This is a genomic window from Ventrimonas faecis (assembly GCF_040096075.1).
Classification (GTDB): Bacteria; Bacillota; Clostridia; order Lachnospirales; family Lachnospiraceae; genus Brotaphodocola; species Brotaphodocola faecis.
Genome location: NZ_JBBMFJ010000004.1, coordinates 113304 through 135287 on the forward strand (window position 1 = coordinate 113304; position 21984 = coordinate 135287).

Below are 21984 nucleotides of genomic sequence, written 5' to 3' on the forward strand. Positions count from 1 at the left end.
TCCGCGGGGATGCGCACTCGGCGCAAGGTTAGATGGTTGCCGAAGCAACCGCGCCTCGGCGCGAGAATGTGCCAAGGCACATTCTTTTTTAATGTAACGGCATAACGTGAATAATGAGGTAAAGAATGAAAACATACAAACAGAACGAAACACCGGAATTTGAAATGATCCGTGCTGCGGCGCCGGAGGATGAGGGCGCGCGTCAGTACTATTTTATAGAACAGGCAAGAATTTTATGGAAGCAGCAGTTTGACGGCCTGGTAGACAGCGGGGAGGCGGCAGCGCGCTATGAGGGTTCCTTGCTTTCGGAGCTTCAGGCAGAGGGAAAATACGGTACCTTCCACATTGCAACTTTTGGTTGTCAGATGAATGCCAGAGACTCCGAGAAACTCTGCGGAATCTTAGAGCAGATCGGTTTAAAGGGAGTGGAATCTGAGAACGCGGACCTGGTGCTTTATAACACCTGTACCGTGCGTGATAACGCAAACCAGAAGGTGTACGGCCGTCTTGGCTATCTGCAGACCTTAAAGAAAAAACGCCCGGGCATGATGATTTCCCTGTGCGGCTGCATGATGCAGGAGCCATCTGTGATCGAGAAGATCCAGAAGAGCTATTCCTATGTGGATCTGATCTTTGGAACCCACAATATCTTCAAGCTGGCAGAGCTGTTATGCTGCCGCATGATGAGCGAGAACCGCATGGTAGTCGATATCTGGAAAGACACCGACAAGATCGTGGAGGAGCTCCCGGTAGACCGGAAATATTCCTTTAAGTCCGGCGTCAATATCATGTTTGGCTGCAACAACTTCTGCAGCTACTGCATCGTGCCGTATGTGCGCGGCCGGGAGCGCAGCAGAAAGCCGGAGGATATTGTTTCCGAAATTAAAAAACTGGTGGCAGACGGCGTGGTAGAGGTCATGCTGCTGGGCCAGAATGTAAACTCCTACGGAAAGAACTTAGAGAAGCCGATGACCTTTGCCGAGCTTCTCCGTGAAATCAATAAGATTGAGGGACTGGAGCGCATCCGCTTCATGACTTCCCATCCGAAGGATCTGTCCGATGACCTGATCAAGGCCATGCGCGACTGTGAGAAGGTCTGCAATCATCTGCACCTTCCGCTACAGTCCGGCAGCAGCCGTATCTTAAAGCTGATGAACCGCCATTATGATAAAGAAGGCTATCTGGCTCTGGTGGATAAGCTGCGCGCGGCCATCCCGGATATCGCCCTGACTACGGATATCATTGTGGGCTTCCCGGGAGAGACCGAGGAAGACTTTGAGGAGACCATGGATGTGGTGCGCCGTGTCCGCTATGACAGTGCCTTTACCTTCATTTACTCCAAGCGTACCGGAACACCGGCAGCAGCCATGGAGCAGGTGCCGGAGGATGTGGTGAAAGAGCGTTTTGACCGTCTGTTAAAGGAAGTCCAGAAGATTTCCTCAGAGGTCTGTGGACGCGATCTTCATACCACCCAGAAGGTTCTGGTGGAGACTCTGGATGACCACAAAGAGGGCTATGTGACTGGACGATTAAGCAACAACACCGTGGTGCATTTCCCGGGAGACGAAAGCCTCATCGGAAAGATTGTGGATGTATGGCTGGAGGAGTCCAAAGGATTTTATTACATGGGAAAGCAAGTGGAAAGACAGGAGAGTTAAAACGTGGCTGGATTATCACCAATGATGGCCCAATACATGGAGACCAAAAAACAATATAGTGACTGTATTTTATTCTATCGTCTGGGTGACTTCTACGAGATGTTCTTTGATGATGCACTGACCGCGTCCAAAGAGCTGGAGATTACCCTGACCGGAAAGGAATGCGGACTGGAGGAACGCGCACCGATGTGCGGCGTTCCTTATCATGCTGTGGACAGCTATTTAAGCCGTTTGGTGCAGAAAGGATATAAGGTTGCCATCGCAGAGCAGATGGAGGACCCGAAACTGGCAAAGGGCCTGGTAAAGCGTGAGGTCATCCGCGTAGTAACACCGGGTACCATCACCAGTGCCCAGGCCCTGGATGAGACCAAGAACAATTACCTGATGGGCATTGTTTATCTGGCCGATAAGATGGGCGTTTCCGTGGCAGATATTACGACTGGAGATTTCCTGGTAACAGAGGTCTCCACGGATCGTGCCCTGTTTGACGAGATCAACAAATTTTCTCCGGCGGAGGTTATCTGCAACGATGCCTTTTCCATGTCCGGGATCAGTCTGGAGGACTTAAAAGACCGGTATCATTTTACGGTATCTACCCTGGATTCCCATTTCTTCCAGGATGAGAGCTGCCGTAAGGTGCTGCGGGAGCATTTTAAGGTGGGAAGCCTGGAGGGGCTTGGCCTTGGTGACTATGACTGCGGCGTGATCGCTGCAGGCGCTGTGCTGCAGTATCTGTATGAGACTCAGAAGAGCACGCTGGATCACCTGACGACCATTGTGCCATACGCCACCGGAAATTACATGGTTCTGGATTCTTCCACCAGAAGAAACCTGGAGCTTCTGGAAACCATGCGGGAGAAGCAGAAGCGCGGAAGCCTGCTGTGGGTGTTAGATAAGACCCGTACGGCCATGGGCGCAAGACTTCTTCGTACCTGGATTGAGCAGCCCCTTATCCGAAAGGAGGAGATCCTAAAGCGTCAGAATGCCATTGAAGAACTGAACTTAAATTACATAAGCCGGGAAGAACTGGGCGAGTATTTAAACCCGGTTTATGATCTGGAACGTCTGATCGGCCGCATCAGCTACAAGACAGCAAATCCGAGAGACCTGCTGGCATTCCGTAATTCCATTGCCATGGTGCCGCATATCAAACGGCTTTTAGGAGAGTTTACCTCTGATGCCTTAAAAGAACTGGCAGAGGATCTGGACCCGCTGGAAGACCTGGATGATCTGATCACCCGGGCTATTGTGGAGGAACCGCCGATCACCGTCCGAGAAGGCGGCATGATCAAGGACGGCTACAACGAGGAGGCAGACCGCCTGCGTCACGCAAAGACCGAAGGGAAGACCTGGCTGGCTGATCTGGAGGCCAGAGAGCGTGACAGCACCGGTATTAAAAACCTGAAAGTCAAATACAACAAGGTGTTCGGCTATTATTTTGAGGTGACGAACTCCTTTAAGGATCTGGTGCCGGAGTATTTCATCCGCAAACAGACCTTAACCAACGCAGAGCGTTACACCACCGATGAACTGAAAAACCTGGAAGATGTGATCATGGGAGCGGAGGACAAGCTCGTTTCCCTGGAGTACGACTTATTCTGCGAGGTGCGTGACGCCATTGCGGCAGAAGTGGTGCGAATTCAGAAAACTGCCCGCGCCATTGCGGCAGTCGATGTGTTCGTATCCCTGTCCACCGTGGCGACCCGCAACAATTATGTGAAGCCGCAGATCAATGAAAAGGGCACCATCCAGATCAAGGGTGGCCGCCATCCGGTCGTTGAGAAGATGATGCGGGATGATATGTTCGTGGCCAACGACACGATCCTGGATAACTCCAAGAACCGCATTTCTATCATCACCGGACCGAATATGGCCGGTAAATCCACTTACATGCGCCAGACGGCTCTGATCGTCTTAATGGCACAGATCGGAAGCTTTGTCCCGGCGGATCAGGCGAACATCGGTATTTGCGACCGGATCTTTACCCGTGTAGGCGCATCCGATGACCTGGCAAGCGGCCAGAGTACCTTCATGGTGGAGATGACCGAGGTGGCCAACATCCTGCGGAACGCGACGAAAAACAGTCTGCTGATCCTCGATGAGATCGGCCGCGGCACCAGTACCTTTGACGGACTGAGCATTGCCTGGGCAGTGGTGGAGCATATCAGCAATACCCGCCTTTTAGGCGCGAAAACACTGTTTGCCACGCATTACCACGAGCTGACCGAGCTGGAAGGCCTTATGAGCGGTGTCACTAACTACTGCATCGCCGTAAAGGAGCAGGGAGATGATATCGTCTTCTTAAGAAAAATCGTAAAGGGCGGCGCCGACAAGAGCTACGGTATTCAGGTAGCGAAGCTGGCCGGCGTGCCGGATTCGGTTATCAACCGGGCGAAAGAGCTGGTGGAGCAGCTGGTGGATTCCGACCTCACAGCAAGAACCCGTGAGATCGCGGAGGGCAGTGCGCCGGCGGGCCACAAGCCGGTGCCGAAGCCGGATGATGTGGAGATGAGTCAGCTTACCCTGTTTGATACGGTGCGCGAGGACGATATCATCGAAGAACTGAAGAATCTGGAACTGGGCAACATGACGCCAATTGACGCGTTAAATACCCTGTACCGGATGCAGACGAAATTGAAGAACCGCTGGAGCGGGAATGAGAAATAGACCGGTCTGACGGAGAATCTGGTCTGTTGGAGACAGGAAACTGTCTGGAAACAGAAAATCTGACTGGCAGGATTGGGAAGGCACAGATGTGCCGGAATTGTAAATGAAATTATACGGGAGGTGCGGCATGCCGAACATTCATGTACTGGATCAGAATACCATCAACAAGATTGCGGCCGGTGAGGTCATTGAGCGGCCGGCTTCGGTGGTGAAGGAGCTTTTGGAGAATGCCATCGACGCGAAGGCAACTGCGGTCACGGTGGAAATCCGGGAGGGAGGAATCTCCTTCATCCGGGTGACGGACAATGGATGCGGAATTGAAAAAGATGAGATTCCGCTGGCTTTTCTGCGCCATTCTACCAGCAAGATCCAGTCCGTGGAGGATCTGTTTACGGTATCCTCCCTGGGATTCCGCGGTGAGGCTCTTTCCAGCATCGCTGCAGTGGGCCAGGTGGAGCTGATCACCAAGACCAGCCGTTCTTTAACCGGAAACCGCTATCAGATTGAGGGCGGCCAGGAACGGGGCATGGAAGAAATCGGCGCGCCGGATGGAACCACCTTCATTGTGCGGAACCTCTTTTACAACACGCCGGTACGCCGGAAGTTCTTAAAGACTCCCATGACGGAGGGGGCCCATGTGGCGGATCTGGTGGAGAAGATTGCCCTGTCCCATCCGGAGATTTCCATCCGCTTTATTCAGAACAATCAGAATAAGCTGCACACTTCCGGCAACCATAATTTAAAAGATATCATTTACACGGTATATGGGCGGGAAATTACCGCCAACCTGATTCCGGTCTCCGTGACCGGGGAAGCCTTCAGCGTGGAAGGCTTTATCGGAAAGCCCGTCATTGCGAGAAGCAACCGCAACTTTGAAAACTACTATATCAATGGAAGATATATCAAGAGCAACATCATCAACAAGGCCATCGAGGAGGCTTACAAGCCCTTCATGATGCAGCACAAGTACCCGTTTACGATGCTGCATTTTAAGATTGAGCCGGAATTTCTGGATGTGAATGTGCATCCGACCAAAATGGAATTGCGCTTCCAGAATGGCGAGAATGTATTCCGCATGGTGCGGGATACGGTAGCCGAAGCTCTGCGCCATAAGGAACTGATTCCGAAGGTGGAACTGGTGGAGGAAGAGCGGGCGCGCAAACCCGTGCCGGAAAAGCGGATCCCGATCCCGGAGCCCTTTGAGCAGAACCGCATGATGCAGGAGCGCGCGGAGCGGTTTGAGCAGAGACGGCAGCAGATGGACAGCAGGGGTGTTTCTGCGCAGGGATATCAGCAGGATGTTGCCCAGACGTTTGCACAGAGCAGGTCCGGGCAGGACAATGCCGGACTGTTTGAAACGAAGCGGTCCGTAACGAGCGGCAGCGCAGACAATTTCGTGCTGCGGGAGACACCGGAGGAATACCGGATGAAGACCCGGCCGGGCGAACAGCCTGCCTTAAAGGCCACATCCCAGATCCGCAGTGAGCGGACCGGACTTCTTCGCACAGAGCAGCGCGTGGAGGCGTTGCAGCGGGAAGCGGAGCGGGAAAGCAGACGGTCTGCAGAAGGTGAAAAACAGCCGGAAATGGTGGGTCAGTACCATGCGGAGGTTTCCGGCACAGCGGCGGGAGCATCAGCCGGGGAAAATGGTTACCGCGTGAATGCGGCGCTGACGGCACTGTTAAAGCAGACGCCGGGCGAAGCTGCGGCAGCAGAGAATCACCAGATGGCAACAGAAATTTCAACCGGTGCAGAAGAACAGCCCAGGAACAATCCGGACCAGGGACCAGAACAGATGCAGGAGAACGTACGGCAGGAGCCGGAATCTCGGAATTTGCAGCAGGGATTTGGTTCACAGGAATTGCAGCGGGAGCTGGCACCACAGGAGGTACAGCAGACGGAAACTTTGCAGTCAGCCGTCCAGATGGATCTCTTTGAGGAAAAGCTTCTGGAGCCTCAGTCCCGCAGCCGTCACAAGCTGCTGGGGCAGCTCTTTGCTACCTACTGGCTTGTGGAGTTTCAGGACCAGCTCTACATCATCGACCAGCATGCGGCCCATGAGAAGGTCCTGTATGAGAAGACCATGAACTCCTTAAAAACCAGGGAGTACACCTGCCAGCAGATCCATCCGCCCATCATTCTGACACTGGGAAGCCGGGAGGCAGTGATGCTGGAGAAGAACATGCAGATCTTTACGGACATCGGATTTGAGATCGAACCCTTTGGCGGAAAGGAATATGCGGTGCGCGGCGTGCCGGATAATCTGTTTTCTATCGCGAAAAAGGATCTTCTGATGGAAATGCTGGATTCTCTTTCCGAGGACGCTCAGGCGCGGAATGCGGACATGATCTATGAGAAGGTCGCTTCCATGTCCTGTAAGGCGGCGGTAAAGGGACACGATGTCTTAAGCGCCGCGGAGGCAGATGCCCTGATTGACCAGCTTTTAGGACTGGAAAATCCCTATGCCTGCCCACATGGAAGACCGACCATTATATCCATGAGCAAATATGAACTGGAGAAGAAGTTTAAACGAATTGTCTGACGAGGGGGAGTAGCCATGAAACAGCCACTCATCATTCTCACCGGGCCGACCGCGGTGGGAAAAACAGCATTGTCCATTGAACTTGCAAAGGCATTAAACGGCGAGATCATCAGTGCCGATTCCATGCAGGTGTACCGCCATATGGACATCGGGTCGGCCAAGATCATGCCGGAGGAGATGGAGGGAGTGCCCCATCACCTCATTGACGTGCTGGAGCCCTGGGAGGAGTTTAATGTAACCCGCTTCCAGTCCATGGCAAAGGAAGCCATGGCGGGTATTTACAGCCGCGGCCATGTGCCGATCGTGACCGGCGGCACCGGATTTTACATCCAGGCGCTGGCCTACGACATTGACTTTACGGAGAATGAAGACCACAGCGGCATCCGGGAGGAACTGGAACAGCTGGCTGCAGAGAAAGGGGAAGAGCATCTGCACCAGATGCTGGCGGAAATCGACCCGGAATCCGCGGAGGCGATTCACGCCAACAATGTAAAGCGGGTTATCCGTGCCATTGAATACTACCGGCTGACCGGAGAAAAGATTTCCGAGCATAATAAGCGGGAGCGGGAGAAACAGTCTCCTTATGACCTGTATTATTATGTGCTGACCCGGGACCGCGCCGCTCTTTACGAGCGGATTGACCGGCGGGTGGACATCATGATGGAGCAGGGCCTGGTGGACGAGGTGAAGCGTTTAAAAGAAATGGGCTGCACCCGGGACATGGTGGCTATGCAGGGACTCGGATACAAGGAAATCCTGGATTATCTGGATGGAGGGATCAGTCTGGAGGAGGCAGTTTATATCATCAAGCGCGACACGAGGCATTTCGCAAAGCGCCAGCTCACCTGGTTTAAGCGGGAACGGGATGTGCGGTTTATTGCCGTGGATGATAAGAATGCCCTGTGGAGACATCAGACCGCAGATGCGGACAGCCAGGAAGACGACCGGAAGAAAATTTTAGAATACATTTACAAGGACTACTTTGGAGGAAGAAACGAACATGGAACTGAATGAGATGTACGAGGGACTTGGCATCAGTGAAAAAGTCCTGAAGTTTGGAATAGAGATTGAAGAGAGCTTAAAGGAGCGTTTTAAAGCCATCGATGAAAACGCCGAATTTAACCAGATGAAGGTATTAAAGGCGATGCAGGAGGCGCGCGTCAGCGACATTCATTTTGCGGCAACCACTGGTTACGGATACAATGACCTGGGCCGTGATACACTGGAAGAGGTGTACGCAAAAGCGTTCCACGGCGAGGATGCCCTGGTGCGCCCGCAGCTGATCTCTGGAACCCACGCCCTGCATGTGGCACTGTCCAGCAACCTGCGCCCGGGCGATGAGCTCCTTTCCCCGGTGGGAAAACCATACGATACCCTGGAAGAGGTCATCGGCATCCGTGAGTCGGCAGGTTCCTTAAAAGAGTACGGCGTGATCTACCGCCAGGTAGACCTTCTGGAGGATGGCACTTTCGATTATGAGAACATCCGCAAGGCCATCAATGAGAAGACCAGGCTTATCACCATTCAGCGCTCCAAGGGTTATCAGACCCGCCCGACCTTCTCCGTAAGCCAGATCGGTGAGCTGATCGCGTTCTGCAAGAGCGTAAAGCCGGATGTGCTCTGCATGGTAGATAACTGCTACGGTGAGTTTGTAGAACGCATTGAGCCGACGGACGTTGGTGCTGACATGATCGTTGGTTCCTTAATTAAGAACCCGGGCGGCGGCCTGGCACCGATCGGCGGCTATATCGTTGGTAAAAAATCCTGCGTAGAGCAGGCATCCTACCGCTTAAGCGCACCGGGACTTGGAAAAGAGGTAGGCGCAAGCCTGGGCCTGAACCAGTCCTTCTATCAGGGCCTGTTCATGTCCCCGACCACTGTGGCAGGGGCGTTAAAGGGCGCGATCTTTGCAGCCAATGTGTATGAAAAACTGGGTTTTGCCGTTGTTCCGAACAGCACTGAGTCCCGTCACGACATCATCCAGGCTGTAACGCTGGGAACTCCGGAAGGCATGGTAGCATTCTGCAGGGGCATCCAGGCAGCAGCGCCGGTGGACAGCTTTGTATCCCCGGAACCGTGGGATATGCCGGGTTACGACGCACCGGTCATCATGGCAGCAGGTGCCTTTGTACAGGGCTCCTCCATTGAGCTGAGTGCCGATGGCCCGATCAAGCCGCCGTATGCGGTTTATTTCCAGGGCGGCCTGACCTGGTATCACGCAAAGCTGGGCATCTTAATGTCCCTGCAGAAGATGGTAGAAGCAGGCATTGTGACGCTGTAATTTTTTGCGGTAGAAAATATTAACCATTTCTAAAGTTTTCCATTTTTTGTATACACGATATTTGATTTGTGGTAAACTAAAAATTGTTCCCTTCCGCTTCGTACTTGGAGAGAGAATGGAGGGTGAACGATGAAACACACGACAATGAAAGAGCTGCCCCATGATGAGCGGCCATATGAACGCTGCGTAAAATCCGGGCCGGAGCATTTGAGTGACGCACAGCTTCTGGCTGTGATCCTCCGGACCGGAAGCACGCAGGAGAGCGTACTGGAGCTGGCTGCCCGGATTCTGGAGCTTGGAGGTCCCGGAGAAGGAATTCTGGGACTTTTGCATTTGTCCCTGCCGGAGTTGATGAGCGTCAAAGGCATTGGGCAGGTGAAAGCCATCCAGCTCCAGTGTATTGGAGAACTGTCCAGACGCATCTGGAAACGCAAAGCCATAAAGAGTCCGGTTCGTTTCAACGATCCGGTCCAGGTGGCGGAATACTATCAGGAAGACCTGCGTCATAAGGAACAGGAAGAGTTCCACATGATGCTTTTTAATACGAAACAAAATATGATTGGAGACGTAGCGCTGTCTAAGGGGACGGTGAATGCGTCTCTTGCCACACCGAGGGAAATCTTTATCCAGGCGTTGAAATTTCAGGCGGTAAGCCTGATCCTGGTGCACAATCACCCCAGCGGCGATCCGGAACCCAGCAGGGAAGATGTCCTTCTTACCCGGCGGGTGGAGGAGGCCGGACGGGTGATCGGCATTCCGGTGTTAGATCATATCATCATAGGTGATGGCACTTATGTCAGCATGAAAGAACGGGGATTATAACAGATGGAATCAAAACGCAGCAAATACATTCTGATCGGACTGTCGGTTTTCTGCATTCTGCTGATCGGCATTACATCGTTTAAGGATGGATTCTTAAATCCGCTGAGAAGCGGCGTGGGCTATGTCTTAAGCCCGATCCAGTCGGGAGTGAACCGGGTGGGCACCTCACTTTACAACGGAATCAGCAACTACAGCACGTTGCGCAGCGCCATGGCGGAAAAGCAGGCTCTGCAGGAACGCATCGACGCGCTGGTGGAGGAGAACAGCCGCCTGCAGTCGGAACAGTTTGAACTGCAGCGTCTGCGGGAGCTTTATGATCTGGATCAGGACTATATGCAGTATCAGAAGATTGGAGCCAGGGTCATTGCGAAGGACTCTGGTGACTGGTTTCAGGTATTCCGGATCAACAAAGGTTCTGCGGACGGTGTTCAGGTAGATGCCAACGTCATGGCCGGAGGCGGCCTGGTGGGCATTGTTACGGATGTGGGAGCTCATTATGCTACAGTCCGCTCCATCATTGATGATGTAAGCCGTGTCAGCGGCATGGCCCAGCAGTCCGGAGATACCTGCATTGTATCCGGCGACCTGACTTTGTTCGGAGAGGGAAGGCTGCGTTTGAGCAACATTGCGGAGAATGGTGATCTGAAAGACGGAGACCGCATTGTGACCTCCAACATCAGTTCTAAATTTCTTCCGGGAATCCTGATCGGCTACGCGGCCGATATCACCACAGACCAGAGCCGTCTGACCAAGTCCGGTTACCTGATTCCGGCAGCACAGTTTGACAGCCTGCAGGAGGTGCTGGTCATCACGACCCTGAAAGAGGAAGAGGCACCGCAGGAGAGTACAGAAAATACAGAGGGGGCACAGACAGGCGCATGAAACGGTTCTTATTAAATGTGGTACTGATGATCCTGGCTTTTACGGTCCAGAACTGTGTGTTTCCGCTGATTCCGTTTCTCACGGCAACTCCGAACTTGCTTCTGATCCTGACCTTTTCCTTTGGATTTATTTACGGAAAGGAAGCGGGACTGTTATACGGTCTGTTTGCCGGAATTTTACTAGATCTGTTTTACAGCGGCCCCTTCGGTTTTTATACACTGCTGTTCATCAACATCGGCTATTTCAACGGAATCTGCACCCAGTATTACTATGAGGACTATATCAATCTGCCGCTGGTCATGAGTCTGGTCAATGAACTGATCTACAACCTGTATATTTACGTGTTCCGTTTTCTGATCCGCAACCGGCTGGATTTTCTTTATTACGCAAAGGAGATCATCATTCCGGAGCTGATCTTCACAGTTGTAACAACGCTGCTTATTTATCGCTTTTTCCTGTCTGCAAACCGGAGACTGGATGAGCTGGACAATCGGCGGGAACGGGAATATTAAATACCGAAACATGAGACACAAATAGGAGTGACATAAGCGTGCTGAAAGATTTCTTCCATAAATTATATGATTTTTTAAAACGGGTCTTAAGCTCCCGTATCTTTGCGCTGGCGCTGGTATTTACCGGCATGTTTCTGATTCTGGCGGTCAAGCTGTTCGAGCTGCAGATTGTAAACGGAGAATCCTATCTGGAAGATTATGTCCAGATGATCGAAAAAACAGTGACAACGCCGGGCACCCGCGGCAATATCTATGACCGCAACGGGAATCTTCTGGCCTACAATGAGCTGGCTTACGCAGTGACGGTACAGGATACGGGCGATTATCCAAAAAGTGCCGGCATGAATTCCATGCTCCTGAAACTGATCCGGATTTTGAACAAACATGGTTATCAGGCGCAGGGTAAGCTGGAAATTGCGATCAATGACGATGGGGAAATCGTCTATACCTCATCATCGGAGGCTGCAAGAAAACGGTTCCTGCGGGATTTTTACGGACGCAAATCCGTAGATGAGCTGGATGATGACAAGGGAAAATATCCGACAGCAGTGACAGCAAGAGAACTGATCGAAAAGAAAAAAACAGCATACGGGATTGACAAGATGAAAGATGATAAGGGCAATCCCCTGATTCTTTCTGATGCGGAACTGGTGCAGCTTGTCAATATCCGGTATACGATGTCACTTGTCGCATATAAAAAATATGAGGCGATTACCATCTGTGACCGGGTGGATGATGAGACCGTAGCAGATCTGATGGAACATACTGCGGAGCTGAAGGGTGTGGAGGTAGCAGAGACGACTATCCGCCGCTATAATGACGCAGAGTATTTTGCGCCAATCATCGGCTACACCGGTAAGGTACAGGAGGACCAGCTGGAGGAGCTCAAAAAGACAAATCCGGAGTATGAACTCAGCGATATTGTCGGCCGTACCGGCATTGAGGCATCCATGGAACTGCAACTTCAGGGACATAAGGGTTATAAGAACCTGGTGGTCAACAACGTGGGAAATGTCATGCAGGTGATTTCGGAAACCCAGGCGTCCACCGGCAATGATATTTACCTGACCATTGACCGGGACCTGCAGATCGGAATCTACCATCTGATCGAACAGCAGTTAGCAGGTATTGTGGCCAAAGCCCTGGTCAATCAGGACGTGGATACCTCTGCTATCACGGATTCCTCCAAGATCAGCATTCCGGTGAAGGACGCGTACTACCAGCTCATCAACAACAATGTGCTTTCCTTAAGCCATATGGCTTCGGAGAATGCCACGGACATTGAGCGCCAGATCCAGTCCATCTACACCTCATCGAGGGAGCAGATTTTAGAGCGCCTGCGCTACGAGCTGATGAGCGACCATCCAACCATGATGAAGGATCTGCCGCAGGATATGATGGCCTACATGGCCTATATTTACAACTGGCTTTCTGACAGTACGGTAGGCATTGTCCAGAAAGACCGGATTGACCAGAACAGTGAGAGCTATCTGGCCTGGAAAAACGATGAGATCAGCCTGCGGGATTACATTTATGCCGGTATCTCGGAAAACTGGATTGACACTACGAAACTGAATGTTACCAGCAAATATTCCAGCGCGGATGATATTTATCAGGTCCTCGTGGACTATACGCTGGATCAGTTAAAGGATGACGCGAAGTTTACTAAACGTATTTACCGCTACCTGATCAACGACCAGGTCATCACCGGACGCCAGCTCTGCCTGGCCCTTTACGCCCAGGGCGTACTTCCCTATGACGCAAATGAGGTGCAGCTCTTAACGGGCAACGGTGAGGAATACGCTTTCCAGTTTATCCGCCGCAAGATTCAGAACATTGAGCTGACTCCGGCCCAGCTGGCCCTGGACCCGTGTACCGGCGGCGTGGTCATCACCGATGTCAATACCGGAGAGGTGCGGGCGTTGGTTACTTACCCGAGTTATGACAACAACCGCCTGTCCGGAAGCGCGGACCCGGCGTATATGAAACAGCTGCAGGAAGATTTGTCCCTGCCGCTTTACAACAACGCGACTCAGGCCAAGAAAGCACCGGGTTCCACATTTAAGCCGATCACCGCCATTGCGGGACTGGAGGAGAAGGTTATCGGCCTTTATGAAACCATCGACTGTACCGGTGAATATAAGGAAGTAGATCCGCCCATTAAGTGCTGGATTTACCCGGGACACCATGGACCGTTAACCGTTGTGGGCGGCCTTCAGAACTCCTGCAACTATTTCTTCTCGGAGGTGGCACACCGTCTGGCAACCAACCGGGACACGCTGGTTTATTCTACGGATATGGGTGTGGATACCATCCGCCGCTATGCGTCCATGTTTGGCTTAAACCGTCCGTCCGGCATTGAAATTCCGGAGACGACACCGGAGCTGACAACAGAGGACCCGGAGCGTTCTGCTATGGGACAGGGTACCAACTCGTATTCCAATGTACAGCTTTCCCGTTATGTGGCAGCCATTGCCAACAGCGGAACGGTCTTTGACTTAAGCCTGTTAGACAAGATGACGGATTCTGAGGGAAACCTCATCAAAGATTTTACTCCGGAGGCAACCGGGCATGTGGATATCGCGGATTCCACCTGGGACGCAGTCCATCAGGGCATGCGCGCCGTGGTAACGGATGGTTCTGTAAGTAAGATCTTTAAGGATCTGGAGGTGGAGATTGCCGGTAAGACCGGTACGGCCCAGGAGTCCAGAACCCGTGGTAACCATGCGTTCTTTATTTCCTACGGACCGTATACAAACCCGGAGATCTGCGTAACCGTCAATATTCCTTACGGATATTCTTCCTCCAACGCGGCAATGGTGGCAAAAAATGTCTACCGCTTTTACTACGGATATACCGATCTGGAATCCATCCTGAGCAGTGGTGCCCTGGAAGTTTCCAATGTTAAGGTCGGAGACTAATCAGAATGCGCTCCCAAATTTCCGGGAGCGCGGATACAACAAAGGGGAGCGGGTGAAACCATGAAAAACAGGATTGTGATCAAAAGCAGCAAGGCAGGCATGACAGTGATTCTGGATCCGGAGTGCAGCTTTGAAGAACTGATCGCGGAGCTTGCCACAAAATTTAAGGAGTCGGCCCGGTTCTGGGGCAATGCCCAGATGGCACTGCTCTTGCAGGGACGGCCCCTCACGGCCGCCCAGGAAATGCAGATTGTCAACACTATCACGGAAAACTCCGGCATCGAGGTGCTCTGCCTGTTAGATCAGGATCTGGAGCGGGTGGAGCGGTGTGAGAAAGCGCTGAACCAGAAGCTGATGGAGCTTTCCGAGCGGACCGGCCAGTTTTACCGGGGAGATCTGCATCGGGGAGAATCCATAGAATCGGAGGCCAGCATCGTCATTATCGGAGATGTACGCCACGGCGCCCGTGTGGCGGCAAAAGGAAACATCATTGTGCTGGGGGAACTGCGCGGTTCCGTCCATGCCGGAGTTGCCGGAAACCGGGAAGCGGTGGTGGCAGCCATGGAGATGGCGCCTCTTCAGATCCGCATTGCCGACATTTCCTGTCATTACGGTGACAAAGGAAAGAAGCTGGGCAAGGGTCCCATGATTGCTTCTGTAGAAAATTGTAGTATTTGTACGAAAGTAATAAAAAAATCTTTCTTAAATATGTTAAATTTCAATTAATACTGGAAATATTTAAGAATATAGGGTAAAATAGATTCGGTAGAATTTTTCAGGAGGCGTTTCTATGAGTGAAGTCATGGTAATTACTTCTGGAAAAGGCGGGGTCGGCAAAACCACCACCACCGCAAACATCGGGACAGGCCTGGCACTGTTAGGCTACAGCGTTGTGCTGATCGACACAGACATCGGCCTGCGCAATCTCGACGTTGTGATGGGATTGGAAAACCGCATCATCTATAATCTCGTAGATGTGGTAGAAGGCAACTGCCGCATGAAGCAGGCCCTGATAAGAGACAAAAGATACCCGAACCTTTATCTGCTTCCATCTGCCCAGACCCGGGACAAGTCCTCTGTGAACCCGGGCCAGATGAAAAAACTGGTGGATGATCTGCGGGAAGAGTTCGACTATATACTGCTTGACTGTCCTGCAGGAATTGAACAGGGATTCCAGAATGCCATTGCCGGTGCGGACCGGGCCATTGTGGTCACGACGCCGGAGGTATCCGCCATCCGGGATGCCGACCGTATCATCGGTCTTCTGGAGGCGGCACGCATGGAAGACATTCGTCTGATCGTGAACCGGATCCGTATGGATATGGTGCGGCGGGGAGACATGATGTCAGTCGATGACGTGGCGGATATTCTGGCAGTTCCGGTCATTGGTGCGGTCCCCGATGACGAAGATATCGTCATATCCGCCAATCAGGGGGAACCGCTGGCAGATACAAGCTCCCTGGCGGGGGAAGCCTATTTCAATATCTGCAGGAGAATTTCAGGGGAATCCGTTCCATTTATGGATTTAGATCCCCACAAAGGAATTCTGGTCCGCATTTCCGGCTTTTTAAAGAGGGCATAGGAGGTGGAGCGGATGAGAATACCTGGAAGATCCGCAAAGAGTAATTCCGGTGAGATTGCCCGGGCCAGATTAAAACTGCTTCTGGTTTCGGATCAGTCGGGAGTGAATCCCGGCATCATTGGAATGATCCGCGATGATCTGGTGCGTGTCCTGTCACGGTATGCCCAGATCGATGCCGGTGCCATGGAACTTCGGCTGGTACGCCCGGAAGAGGGCGGCCAGCAGGCCTTTCTGATTACAGCGGCCTTTCCGGTCCGGCAAATTACATGAACGAGGAATGAAGCATGTTTTTAGACTATAACTTCAGAAATTACAACTACCGTTTATTCCTTTATGTGCTGCTGCTGAATATTACCGGCGTTCTCATTATCCGGAGCGCCTCCAACCAGGATGCATCCATGGTCATGAAACAGATCATCGGCATTCTGGTTGGCCTTACGGCAGTCGTTATCTTATCCCTTGTAGATTACCACAGAGTGGTTTCTTTTGCACCGGTTATATATGGTGCCAGCCTGGCGTTTCTTCTGGCCGTGCTGATATTCGGTGTAAGCAGAGGCGTGGCACGGCGCTGGCTGGTGCTTCCGGTCATCGGACAGATCCAGCCGTCTGAGTTTGTAAAGATTGGCCTGATCGTCTTTTTTGCCTGGTATTTTTCCAGATACCAGGAGCGCGTAAACCAGTTTAAGATCCTGTTTTTCGCGGGACTTTTATTTCTGGCCGCGTTTGGCTTGATCTTCTTACAGCCAAACCTGTCCACCAGTCTGGTCACCATGGTAATCTTTCTCTGCATGCTGTTTGCGGCCGGTTTAAGTTACCGGTGGATCCTGGGAGCGCTGGCTGTGGTGGTTCCCTGCGGAGCACTGTTTATCTATCTGCTCCAGTACAACATGGTACCGTTCCTGAAAGATTATCAGGTCCGCCGTATCATGGCATTTATTGATCCCGCGAACTATGCGGAAGCCAATCTCCAGCAGAATAACTCCATTATGGCGATCGGTTCCGGCATGCTGCAGGGAAAAGGACTCAATAACAATACTCTGGCCTCCGTCAAGAACGGAAACTTCCTTTCCGAGGAACAGACAGACTTTATCTTTGCTGTCATCGGAGAGGAGCTGGGCTTTATCGGCTGTATTGCCATCATCGTTCTGATTGCGCTGACTGTCTATGAGTGTCTCATTATGGCAGCCCGGGCAAAAGATCTGATGGGAAGCCTGCTTTGCGTGGGACTTGCGTCCCTGCTGGCATTCCAGAGTTTTGCTAATATAGCTGTAGCTACAGGCATTCTGCCAAACACCGGACTTCCGCTCCCGTTTATCAGCTACGGGGTAAGCTCACTGCTCAGCGTTTATCTGGGGGTCGGCGTGGTCATGAATGTAGGACTTCAGAGAAAAGTAAGCAACTAATAAAGGAGGGTTCTGTTATGAACATCGGTTTAATCGCACATGATTCCAAAAAGAAGCTGATGCAGAATTTCTGCATTGCATACAGAGGAATTTTAAATAAACATGAGCTGTATGCAACCGGCACTACCGGACGCCTCATTGAAGAGGTAACCAACTTAAATGTACACAAATATCTGGCAGGCCATCTGGGCGGACAGCAGCAGCTGGCATCCCAGATCGAGCACAATGACATGGATATGGTCATTTACCTGCGCGATCCGCTGCACCCGAAAAAGCATGAGCCGGACGTAAACGATGTGGTCCGTCTGTGTGATATCTACAACATTCCGTTTGCGACGAATCTGGCTACCGCGGAACTTCTGATCAAGGCTCTGGACCGCGGCGATCTGGAATGGCGCGAAGTGTATCGTTAGAGGTGCGCGGTTTGAGAAAGATAAGAAATATCACAGCGGTCTGTCTGCTGACCGGCCTGGTTCTTTCCGGCTGCGGCAGACAGTCGCAGATTACCTATGAAAGCACACGCATGGAAACCATGGCAGAGGATATGCAGGAGAATTCACAGGCGGATTCCTTTGCGAAGAATCTGTGCGTGGTGACCGGGGCAGAAGGAGAGGCGGACGCGTCTGTGACGGCAGAAGCGGCGGCTGTTTTTGGGGTAGACACCAAAGAGGTGATCTTTCAGAAAAATCCGTTTGAACGCCTTTATCCGGCCAGTATTACCAAGATCATGACGGCTCTCATCGCAATCCGGGATGGCAATTTAAGTGACATGGTAACGGTAGGACCGGAGACGGTTATCACGGAGACGGGGGCTTCTCTGGCCCACATCAACCCGGGAGATACCCTGACTATGGAACAGCTTCTTTATGGCCTTATGCTCCCTTCCGGAAACGACGCCGGGGTGGCCATCGCGGTTCATATGGCTGGCAGCACAGAGGCCTTTGCGGAGAAGATGAATGAGACGGCCCATGCGCTTGGCGCAACCGATACACATTTTGTCAATCCCCACGGGTTAAGCGATGAAGATCACTATACCACGGCATACGATCTGTATCTGATTTTCAATGAAGCTCTGAAGTACCCGGAATTTCAGAAAATCATTGGCACTGTATCCTATCAGGCACAGTATACGGACGGCACCGGACAGACAAAAACACAGGAATGGAAAAACAGCAACCAGTATTTAAATGGCAAGTCAAAAGCCCCGGACGGCATTACCGTTCTGGGAGGAAAGACCGGAACCACCAGAGCGGCTGGCTCCTGCCTGATTCTGGGAAGCCAGGATGAAAGCGGCAATGATTATATCTCTGTGGTACTCAAAGCAGAAAGCAGAGATGTCCTCTACGATAATATGACAAAGATTATTGGTAAAATTGTCAATTAGTGATTGCACATTCCATATATTTGTACTATAATTACTTTAATAATAAAAGAATTTTTATACAGATTCAATAAACCCAAGGAGGACACGACTATGGTTCAGATCATTGCAGGCAGAAAAGGCAAAGGAAAAACAAAACATCTGTTGGATATGGCAAACAACGGTATCAAGGCAGCTACCGGTTCTATCGTTTATCTCGATAAGAGTTCCAAACACATGTACGAGCTCAACAACCGGATTCGTCTGATCAACGTAAACGAGTACCCGGTTGCAACCAGCCAGGGATTCATCGGTTTCATCTGCGGTATCATTTCTCAGGATCACGATATCGAGACTATGTTTTTAGACAGCTTTTTGAAGCTTGCAGGTTTAGAGGGAGAAGACATCAGCGAGACCATTACTACCTTAGAGGGTATCAGTGAGAAGTATAATGTAAACTTCGTATTAAGCATTTCCATGGACGCAGCGGAAATGCCGGAGAACGCACAGAAAGATGTAGTGGTTTCTCTGTAATACATAATTCGTATTCTTTACAGCCGGGGCGGCAGGTTCTCCCCGGCTGTTTGTGTGACGGAAACTGTGTGGGCTTTCGCCGGACACGTAATTCCGCGCGCTACAGATACCAGATACTGCCGGGAGGAACAGGGCATTGGCAAAAAAGAAAAAATCAAAGATTATAAGATATCGCCATCCGCGCAATATAAACGTAGGAATGATCATCTTCGCGATCATCTTCGTATATTTGGTTTTCAGCGTTTATACCTACATGAAAAAGGAGAAGGTTCAGTTTTATGAGGTTGTGGAGGGCAACATTGTAAATGACCGCCAGTACACCGGCATCATCCTGCGGGATGAGCGGGTGGAGAGTACAGACCGGGCCGGATATATCAACTATTATATCCGGGAAGGAAAGCGCGCGGCCATTGGAACCCGCATCTATTCCATTGATGAGACCGGCAACATGGCAGAGCTGATGCAGGAAAATCCGGACGCGAACGTGGGACTGACAGACGCGAACTTAAGCGATGTCAAGCGTCAGCTTTCTTCCTTTTCCATGAGCTACAGCGATCAGAAATTTGAAAATACCTACGATCTGCAGTATTCTCTGGAAGCTGCAGTTCTGGAGTACGCGAATTTCAATGCGCTGGGCAATCTGGACAGTATCATGCAGCAGGCGGGCGCTTCTTTTGTGCAGGTGACAGCGCCGGTGTCCGGTGTCGTGTCCTATGCGGTGGATGGATTTGAAAGCCTGACTGCTGATGAAATCACGGAGAGCACCTTTGACCGTTCCGGCTATTCCAAGGCCATCACCAAGGCAGGACAGCTCATAGAACAGTCCGCACCGGTATATAAGCTGATCACCTCGGACAACTGGAGCATTGTATTTCCGCTCACGGATGATGAGACAGAGGAATACAAAGACCAGACACAGCTTCATGTGACATTCTCCGTCAATGATCTGGATGCCACAGGAGATTTCTCCATCATTACCGGTGGAGACGGAGGTGCTTATGGAAAGCTGGATTTTAGCCAGTACATGGTACAGTTTGCTTCGGACCGCTATGTAACGTTTGCGGTAGACACGGAAAAGGCAGATGGCCTGAAGATCCCGGTTACCGCAGTGACGGAAAAAGAATTTTATCTGATTCCGTTGGAATATATGGTACAGGGTGGAGACAGCAGCGATACCGGCTTCATGAAGGAAGTATATTCAGAGAGTGGTACCGCGGCAGAATTCGTGCCGGTCACCATTTACTATGCGAATGAAGAGTATTATTATATAGAAAAGAATGAGGACGCTCCGCTGAAGCCCGGGGATTACGTGGTGAAACCGGATTCCCAGGACCGTTACCAGATTGGACAGAGCGCGTCCCTGCAGGGCGTTTACAATATCAACAAGGGTTATGCCGTATTCAAGCAGATCGAGATCATCAAGTCCAATGATGAATATTATTCCATCAAAAAAGGCACCAACTACGGACTTTCCGTATACGACCACATTGTGCTGGATGCAAACACCGTATATGAGGGTCAGCTGATCTACCAGTAAACCGGTCCGGTCAGACAGGGTGTCGGCATTATTAGACATTAGGGAGGCAGAATGATGAATACCATAAAAGATCATTTAAATGAAGTGAGAGAAAATATCCGGAAGGCATGTGAGAAGTCCGGCCGTTCTCCGGAGGAGGTTACGCTTATCGCAGTCAGCAAGACGAAACCGCTGTTCATGCTGGAGGAGGCTTACGAGGCAGGTGCCCGTGATTTCGGGGAAAATAAAGTCCAGGAGATTCTGGAAAAATGCCCCCGGATGCCGGAGGATGCGCGTTTCCATATGATTGGTCATCTGCAGCGCAATAAGGTGAAACAGGTTCTGCCCCATGCGGTTCTGATTCATTCCGTGGATTCCCTGCGTCTCGCAGAGCAGATCGACCAGGAGGCGGAAAAACTGGGAATCACGGCAAAGATTCTTCTGGAGGTCAATGTTGCGAAAGAAGAGAGCAAGTTCGGTATGATGCCGGAAGAAGTACCGGAAATGGTAGAGCAAATTTCAGCGTTTTCGCATCTTCAGATTGAAGGACTCATGACCATTGCGCCTTTCGTGGATGATCCTGAAAAAAATCGTCCGGTTTTTCGAAAATTATATCAATTATCTGTTGACATCAAAAAGAAAAACATTGATAATGTTAACATGAGTGTCCTTTCCATGGGTATGACAGGTGACTATCAGGTGGCCGTGGAAGAGGGTGCGACTATGATTAGAGTCGGCACCGGAATATTCGGTGCCAGATAAGGATTGGAGAGAATATAGGTTATGAGCATTTTGAGCAAACTGATGGATACCATGCGTTTTAGTCCGGATGAGGACGAAGACTACTTTGGTCCGGATGAAGATTATGAGGCAGAAAAGCCAGCCAAAAGGGGACGTTTCCCGGCACGTGAGGAGTCTGAGAACTACGACGACGGGGGCGAGGAAAAACCAAGATTCTTCTCTCGTTCATCTAAAGTGGTTCCGATGAAGCGCAGCATGGAGGTTTCCATGGTAAAGCCTACTTCAATCGAGGACGCAAGAGAAATTTGTGATTATCTGCTGGCCGGTAAGGCAGTAGTTCTGAATATGGAAGGAATCCACACGGAGGTTGCGCAGCGAATCATTGACTTTACGTCCGGTGCTACTTATTCCATGAACGGAAACCTCCAGAAGATTTCCAGTTACATCTTTATTGCCACACCGGAAACCGTGGAGCTCTCCGGCGATTTCCAGGAAATGCTTGGAAGCGGCGCACTGGATGTAGCAGGACTGAACATCCGCTTATAAAGTACAGATCAGAACAG

At 51.3% G+C, this 21984-nt stretch carries 19 protein-coding genes; all 19 read left to right on the forward strand.

From position 1 onward, the window contains the following. Positions 1–125: 125 nt before the first annotated feature. The 19 genes from miaB (at position 126) to WMO41_RS03685 (ending at position 21967) form a co-directional block, all read left to right on the forward strand. Positions 126–1658, forward strand: a complete 1533-nt coding sequence (miaB, locus tag WMO41_RS03595) for a tRNA (N6-isopentenyl adenosine(37)-C2)-methylthiotransferase MiaB (RefSeq protein ID WP_349228591.1) — start codon at positions 126–128, stop codon at positions 1656–1658. A gap of 21 nt (positions 1659–1679) precedes the next feature. Then, the gene (gene mutS, locus WMO41_RS03600; RefSeq protein WP_349228618.1) at positions 1680–4325 is read left to right on the forward strand and encodes a DNA mismatch repair protein MutS; all 2646 of its coding nucleotides are present in this window, start codon (positions 1680–1682) and stop codon (positions 4323–4325) included. A 127-nt stretch (positions 4326–4452) separates the two neighbouring features. Further along, positions 4453–6867: a DNA mismatch repair endonuclease MutL gene (mutL, locus tag WMO41_RS03605; protein ID WP_349228592.1), complete on the forward strand. Its 2415-nt coding sequence runs from the start codon at positions 4453–4455 to the stop codon at positions 6865–6867. Positions 6868–6882: 15 nt separating this feature from the next. Further along, positions 6883–7881, forward strand: coding sequence for a tRNA (adenosine(37)-N6)-dimethylallyltransferase MiaA (gene miaA / locus WMO41_RS03610; RefSeq protein WP_349228593.1), 999 nt, complete (start codon positions 6883–6885; stop codon positions 7879–7881). After that, positions 7868–9148, forward strand: a complete 1281-nt coding sequence (locus WMO41_RS03615) for a methionine gamma-lyase family protein (RefSeq protein WP_349228594.1) — start codon at positions 7868–7870, stop codon at positions 9146–9148. Before miaA ends, WMO41_RS03615 begins: the two co-directional genes overlap by 14 nt. A gap of 129 nt (positions 9149–9277) precedes the next feature. Next, entirely contained in the window at positions 9278–9970 is a 693-nt protein-coding gene (gene radC, locus WMO41_RS03620) for a RadC family protein (RefSeq protein ID WP_349228595.1), read from the forward strand. Between the two features lie 3 nt (positions 9971–9973). Further along, positions 9974–10852, forward strand: coding sequence for a rod shape-determining protein MreC (gene mreC, locus WMO41_RS03625; RefSeq protein ID WP_349228596.1), 879 nt, complete (start codon positions 9974–9976; stop codon positions 10850–10852). Beyond that, positions 10849–11364, forward strand: a complete 516-nt coding sequence (mreD, locus tag WMO41_RS03630; protein ID WP_118532522.1) for a rod shape-determining protein MreD — start codon at positions 10849–10851, stop codon at positions 11362–11364. The genes mreC and mreD overlap by 4 nt, the downstream gene beginning before the upstream one ends. A gap of 38 nt (positions 11365–11402) precedes the next feature. Beyond that, positions 11403–14285: a penicillin-binding transpeptidase domain-containing protein gene (locus tag WMO41_RS03635; protein WP_349228597.1), complete on the forward strand. Its 2883-nt coding sequence runs from the start codon at positions 11403–11405 to the stop codon at positions 14283–14285. A gap of 60 nt (positions 14286–14345) precedes the next feature. Continuing rightward, positions 14346–15011, forward strand: coding sequence for a septum site-determining protein MinC (locus tag WMO41_RS03640; RefSeq protein WP_349228598.1), 666 nt, complete (start codon positions 14346–14348; stop codon positions 15009–15011). Between the two features lie 64 nt (positions 15012–15075). Continuing rightward, positions 15076–15867, forward strand: a complete 792-nt coding sequence (gene minD / locus WMO41_RS03645; protein ID WP_349228599.1) for a septum site-determining protein MinD — start codon at positions 15076–15078, stop codon at positions 15865–15867. A 12-nt stretch (positions 15868–15879) separates the two neighbouring features. Beyond that, positions 15880–16137 carry a cell division topological specificity factor MinE gene (locus tag WMO41_RS03650; protein ID WP_177292646.1) on the forward strand — a complete coding sequence of 86 codons (258 nt, stop codon included), beginning with the start codon at positions 15880–15882 and terminating at the stop codon, positions 16135–16137. A gap of 14 nt (positions 16138–16151) precedes the next feature. Further along, positions 16152–17270: an FtsW/RodA/SpoVE family cell cycle protein gene (locus WMO41_RS03655; RefSeq protein WP_349228600.1), complete on the forward strand. Its 1119-nt coding sequence runs from the start codon at positions 16152–16154 to the stop codon at positions 17268–17270. A 17-nt stretch (positions 17271–17287) separates the two neighbouring features. Continuing rightward, a complete protein-coding gene (gene mgsA, locus WMO41_RS03660; RefSeq protein WP_118726814.1) occupies positions 17288–17683 on the forward strand; it encodes a methylglyoxal synthase in 396 nt (131 codons plus the stop codon). Further along, positions 17662–18654 carry a D-alanyl-D-alanine carboxypeptidase family protein gene (locus tag WMO41_RS03665; protein WP_494338422.1) on the forward strand — a complete coding sequence of 331 codons (993 nt, stop codon included), beginning with the start codon at positions 17662–17664 and terminating at the stop codon, positions 18652–18654. The genes mgsA and WMO41_RS03665 overlap by 22 nt, the downstream gene beginning before the upstream one ends. A 90-nt stretch (positions 18655–18744) precedes the next feature. After that, entirely contained in the window at positions 18745–19164 is a 420-nt protein-coding gene (locus WMO41_RS03670; RefSeq protein ID WP_118532508.1) for a twitching motility protein PilT, read from the forward strand. A 136-nt stretch (positions 19165–19300) separates the two neighbouring features. Further along, positions 19301–20701: a biotin/lipoyl attachment domain-containing protein gene (locus WMO41_RS03675; RefSeq protein ID WP_349228602.1), complete on the forward strand. Its 1401-nt coding sequence runs from the start codon at positions 19301–19303 to the stop codon at positions 20699–20701. A 51-nt stretch (positions 20702–20752) separates the two neighbouring features. After that, the gene (locus tag WMO41_RS03680; protein ID WP_435435693.1) at positions 20753–21442 is read left to right on the forward strand and encodes a YggS family pyridoxal phosphate-dependent enzyme; all 690 of its coding nucleotides are present in this window, start codon (positions 20753–20755) and stop codon (positions 21440–21442) included. A gap of 21 nt (positions 21443–21463) precedes the next feature. Continuing rightward, positions 21464–21967, forward strand: coding sequence for a cell division protein SepF (locus WMO41_RS03685; RefSeq protein WP_349228603.1), 504 nt, complete (start codon positions 21464–21466; stop codon positions 21965–21967). The last annotated feature ends 17 nt before the right edge of the window (positions 21968–21984 follow it).

Bases quoted from the DNA above. Each gene is read 5' to 3' on its own strand.
- mutL (WP_349228592.1), top strand. From the start codon at position 4,453: ATGCCGAACATTCATGTACTGGATCAGAATACCATCAACAAGATTGCG.
- WMO41_RS03680 (WP_435435693.1), top strand. From the start codon at position 20,753: ATGATGAATACCATAAAAGATCATTTAAATGAAGTGAGAGAAAATATC.
- WMO41_RS03640 (WP_349228598.1), top strand. From the start codon at position 14,346: ATGAAAAACAGGATTGTGATCAAAAGCAGCAAGGCAGGCATGACAGTG.
- WMO41_RS03650 (WP_177292646.1), top strand. From the start codon at position 15,880: ATGAGAATACCTGGAAGATCCGCAAAGAGTAATTCCGGTGAGATTGCC.
- WMO41_RS03665 (WP_494338422.1), top strand. From the start codon at position 17,662: ATGGCGCGAAGTGTATCGTTAGAGGTGCGCGGTTTGAGAAAGATAAGA.
- WMO41_RS03615 (WP_349228594.1), top strand. From the start codon at position 7,868: ATGGAACTGAATGAGATGTACGAGGGACTTGGCATCAGTGAAAAAGTC.
- radC (WP_349228595.1), top strand. From the start codon at position 9,278: ATGAAACACACGACAATGAAAGAGCTGCCCCATGATGAGCGGCCATAT.
- WMO41_RS03655 (WP_349228600.1), top strand. From the start codon at position 16,152: ATGTTTTTAGACTATAACTTCAGAAATTACAACTACCGTTTATTCCTT.
- miaA (WP_349228593.1), top strand. From the start codon at position 6,883: ATGAAACAGCCACTCATCATTCTCACCGGGCCGACCGCGGTGGGAAAA.
- WMO41_RS03685 (WP_349228603.1), top strand. From the start codon at position 21,464: ATGAGCATTTTGAGCAAACTGATGGATACCATGCGTTTTAGTCCGGAT.
- mgsA (WP_118726814.1), top strand. From the start codon at position 17,288: ATGAACATCGGTTTAATCGCACATGATTCCAAAAAGAAGCTGATGCAG.
- mreC (WP_349228596.1), top strand. From the start codon at position 9,974: ATGGAATCAAAACGCAGCAAATACATTCTGATCGGACTGTCGGTTTTC.
- minD (WP_349228599.1), top strand. From the start codon at position 15,076: ATGAGTGAAGTCATGGTAATTACTTCTGGAAAAGGCGGGGTCGGCAAA.
- mutS (WP_349228618.1), top strand. From the start codon at position 1,680: ATGATGGCCCAATACATGGAGACCAAAAAACAATATAGTGACTGTATT.
- WMO41_RS03670 (WP_118532508.1), top strand. From the start codon at position 18,745: ATGGTTCAGATCATTGCAGGCAGAAAAGGCAAAGGAAAAACAAAACAT.
- mreD (WP_118532522.1), top strand. From the start codon at position 10,849: ATGAAACGGTTCTTATTAAATGTGGTACTGATGATCCTGGCTTTTACG.
- miaB (WP_349228591.1), top strand. From the start codon at position 126: ATGAAAACATACAAACAGAACGAAACACCGGAATTTGAAATGATCCGT.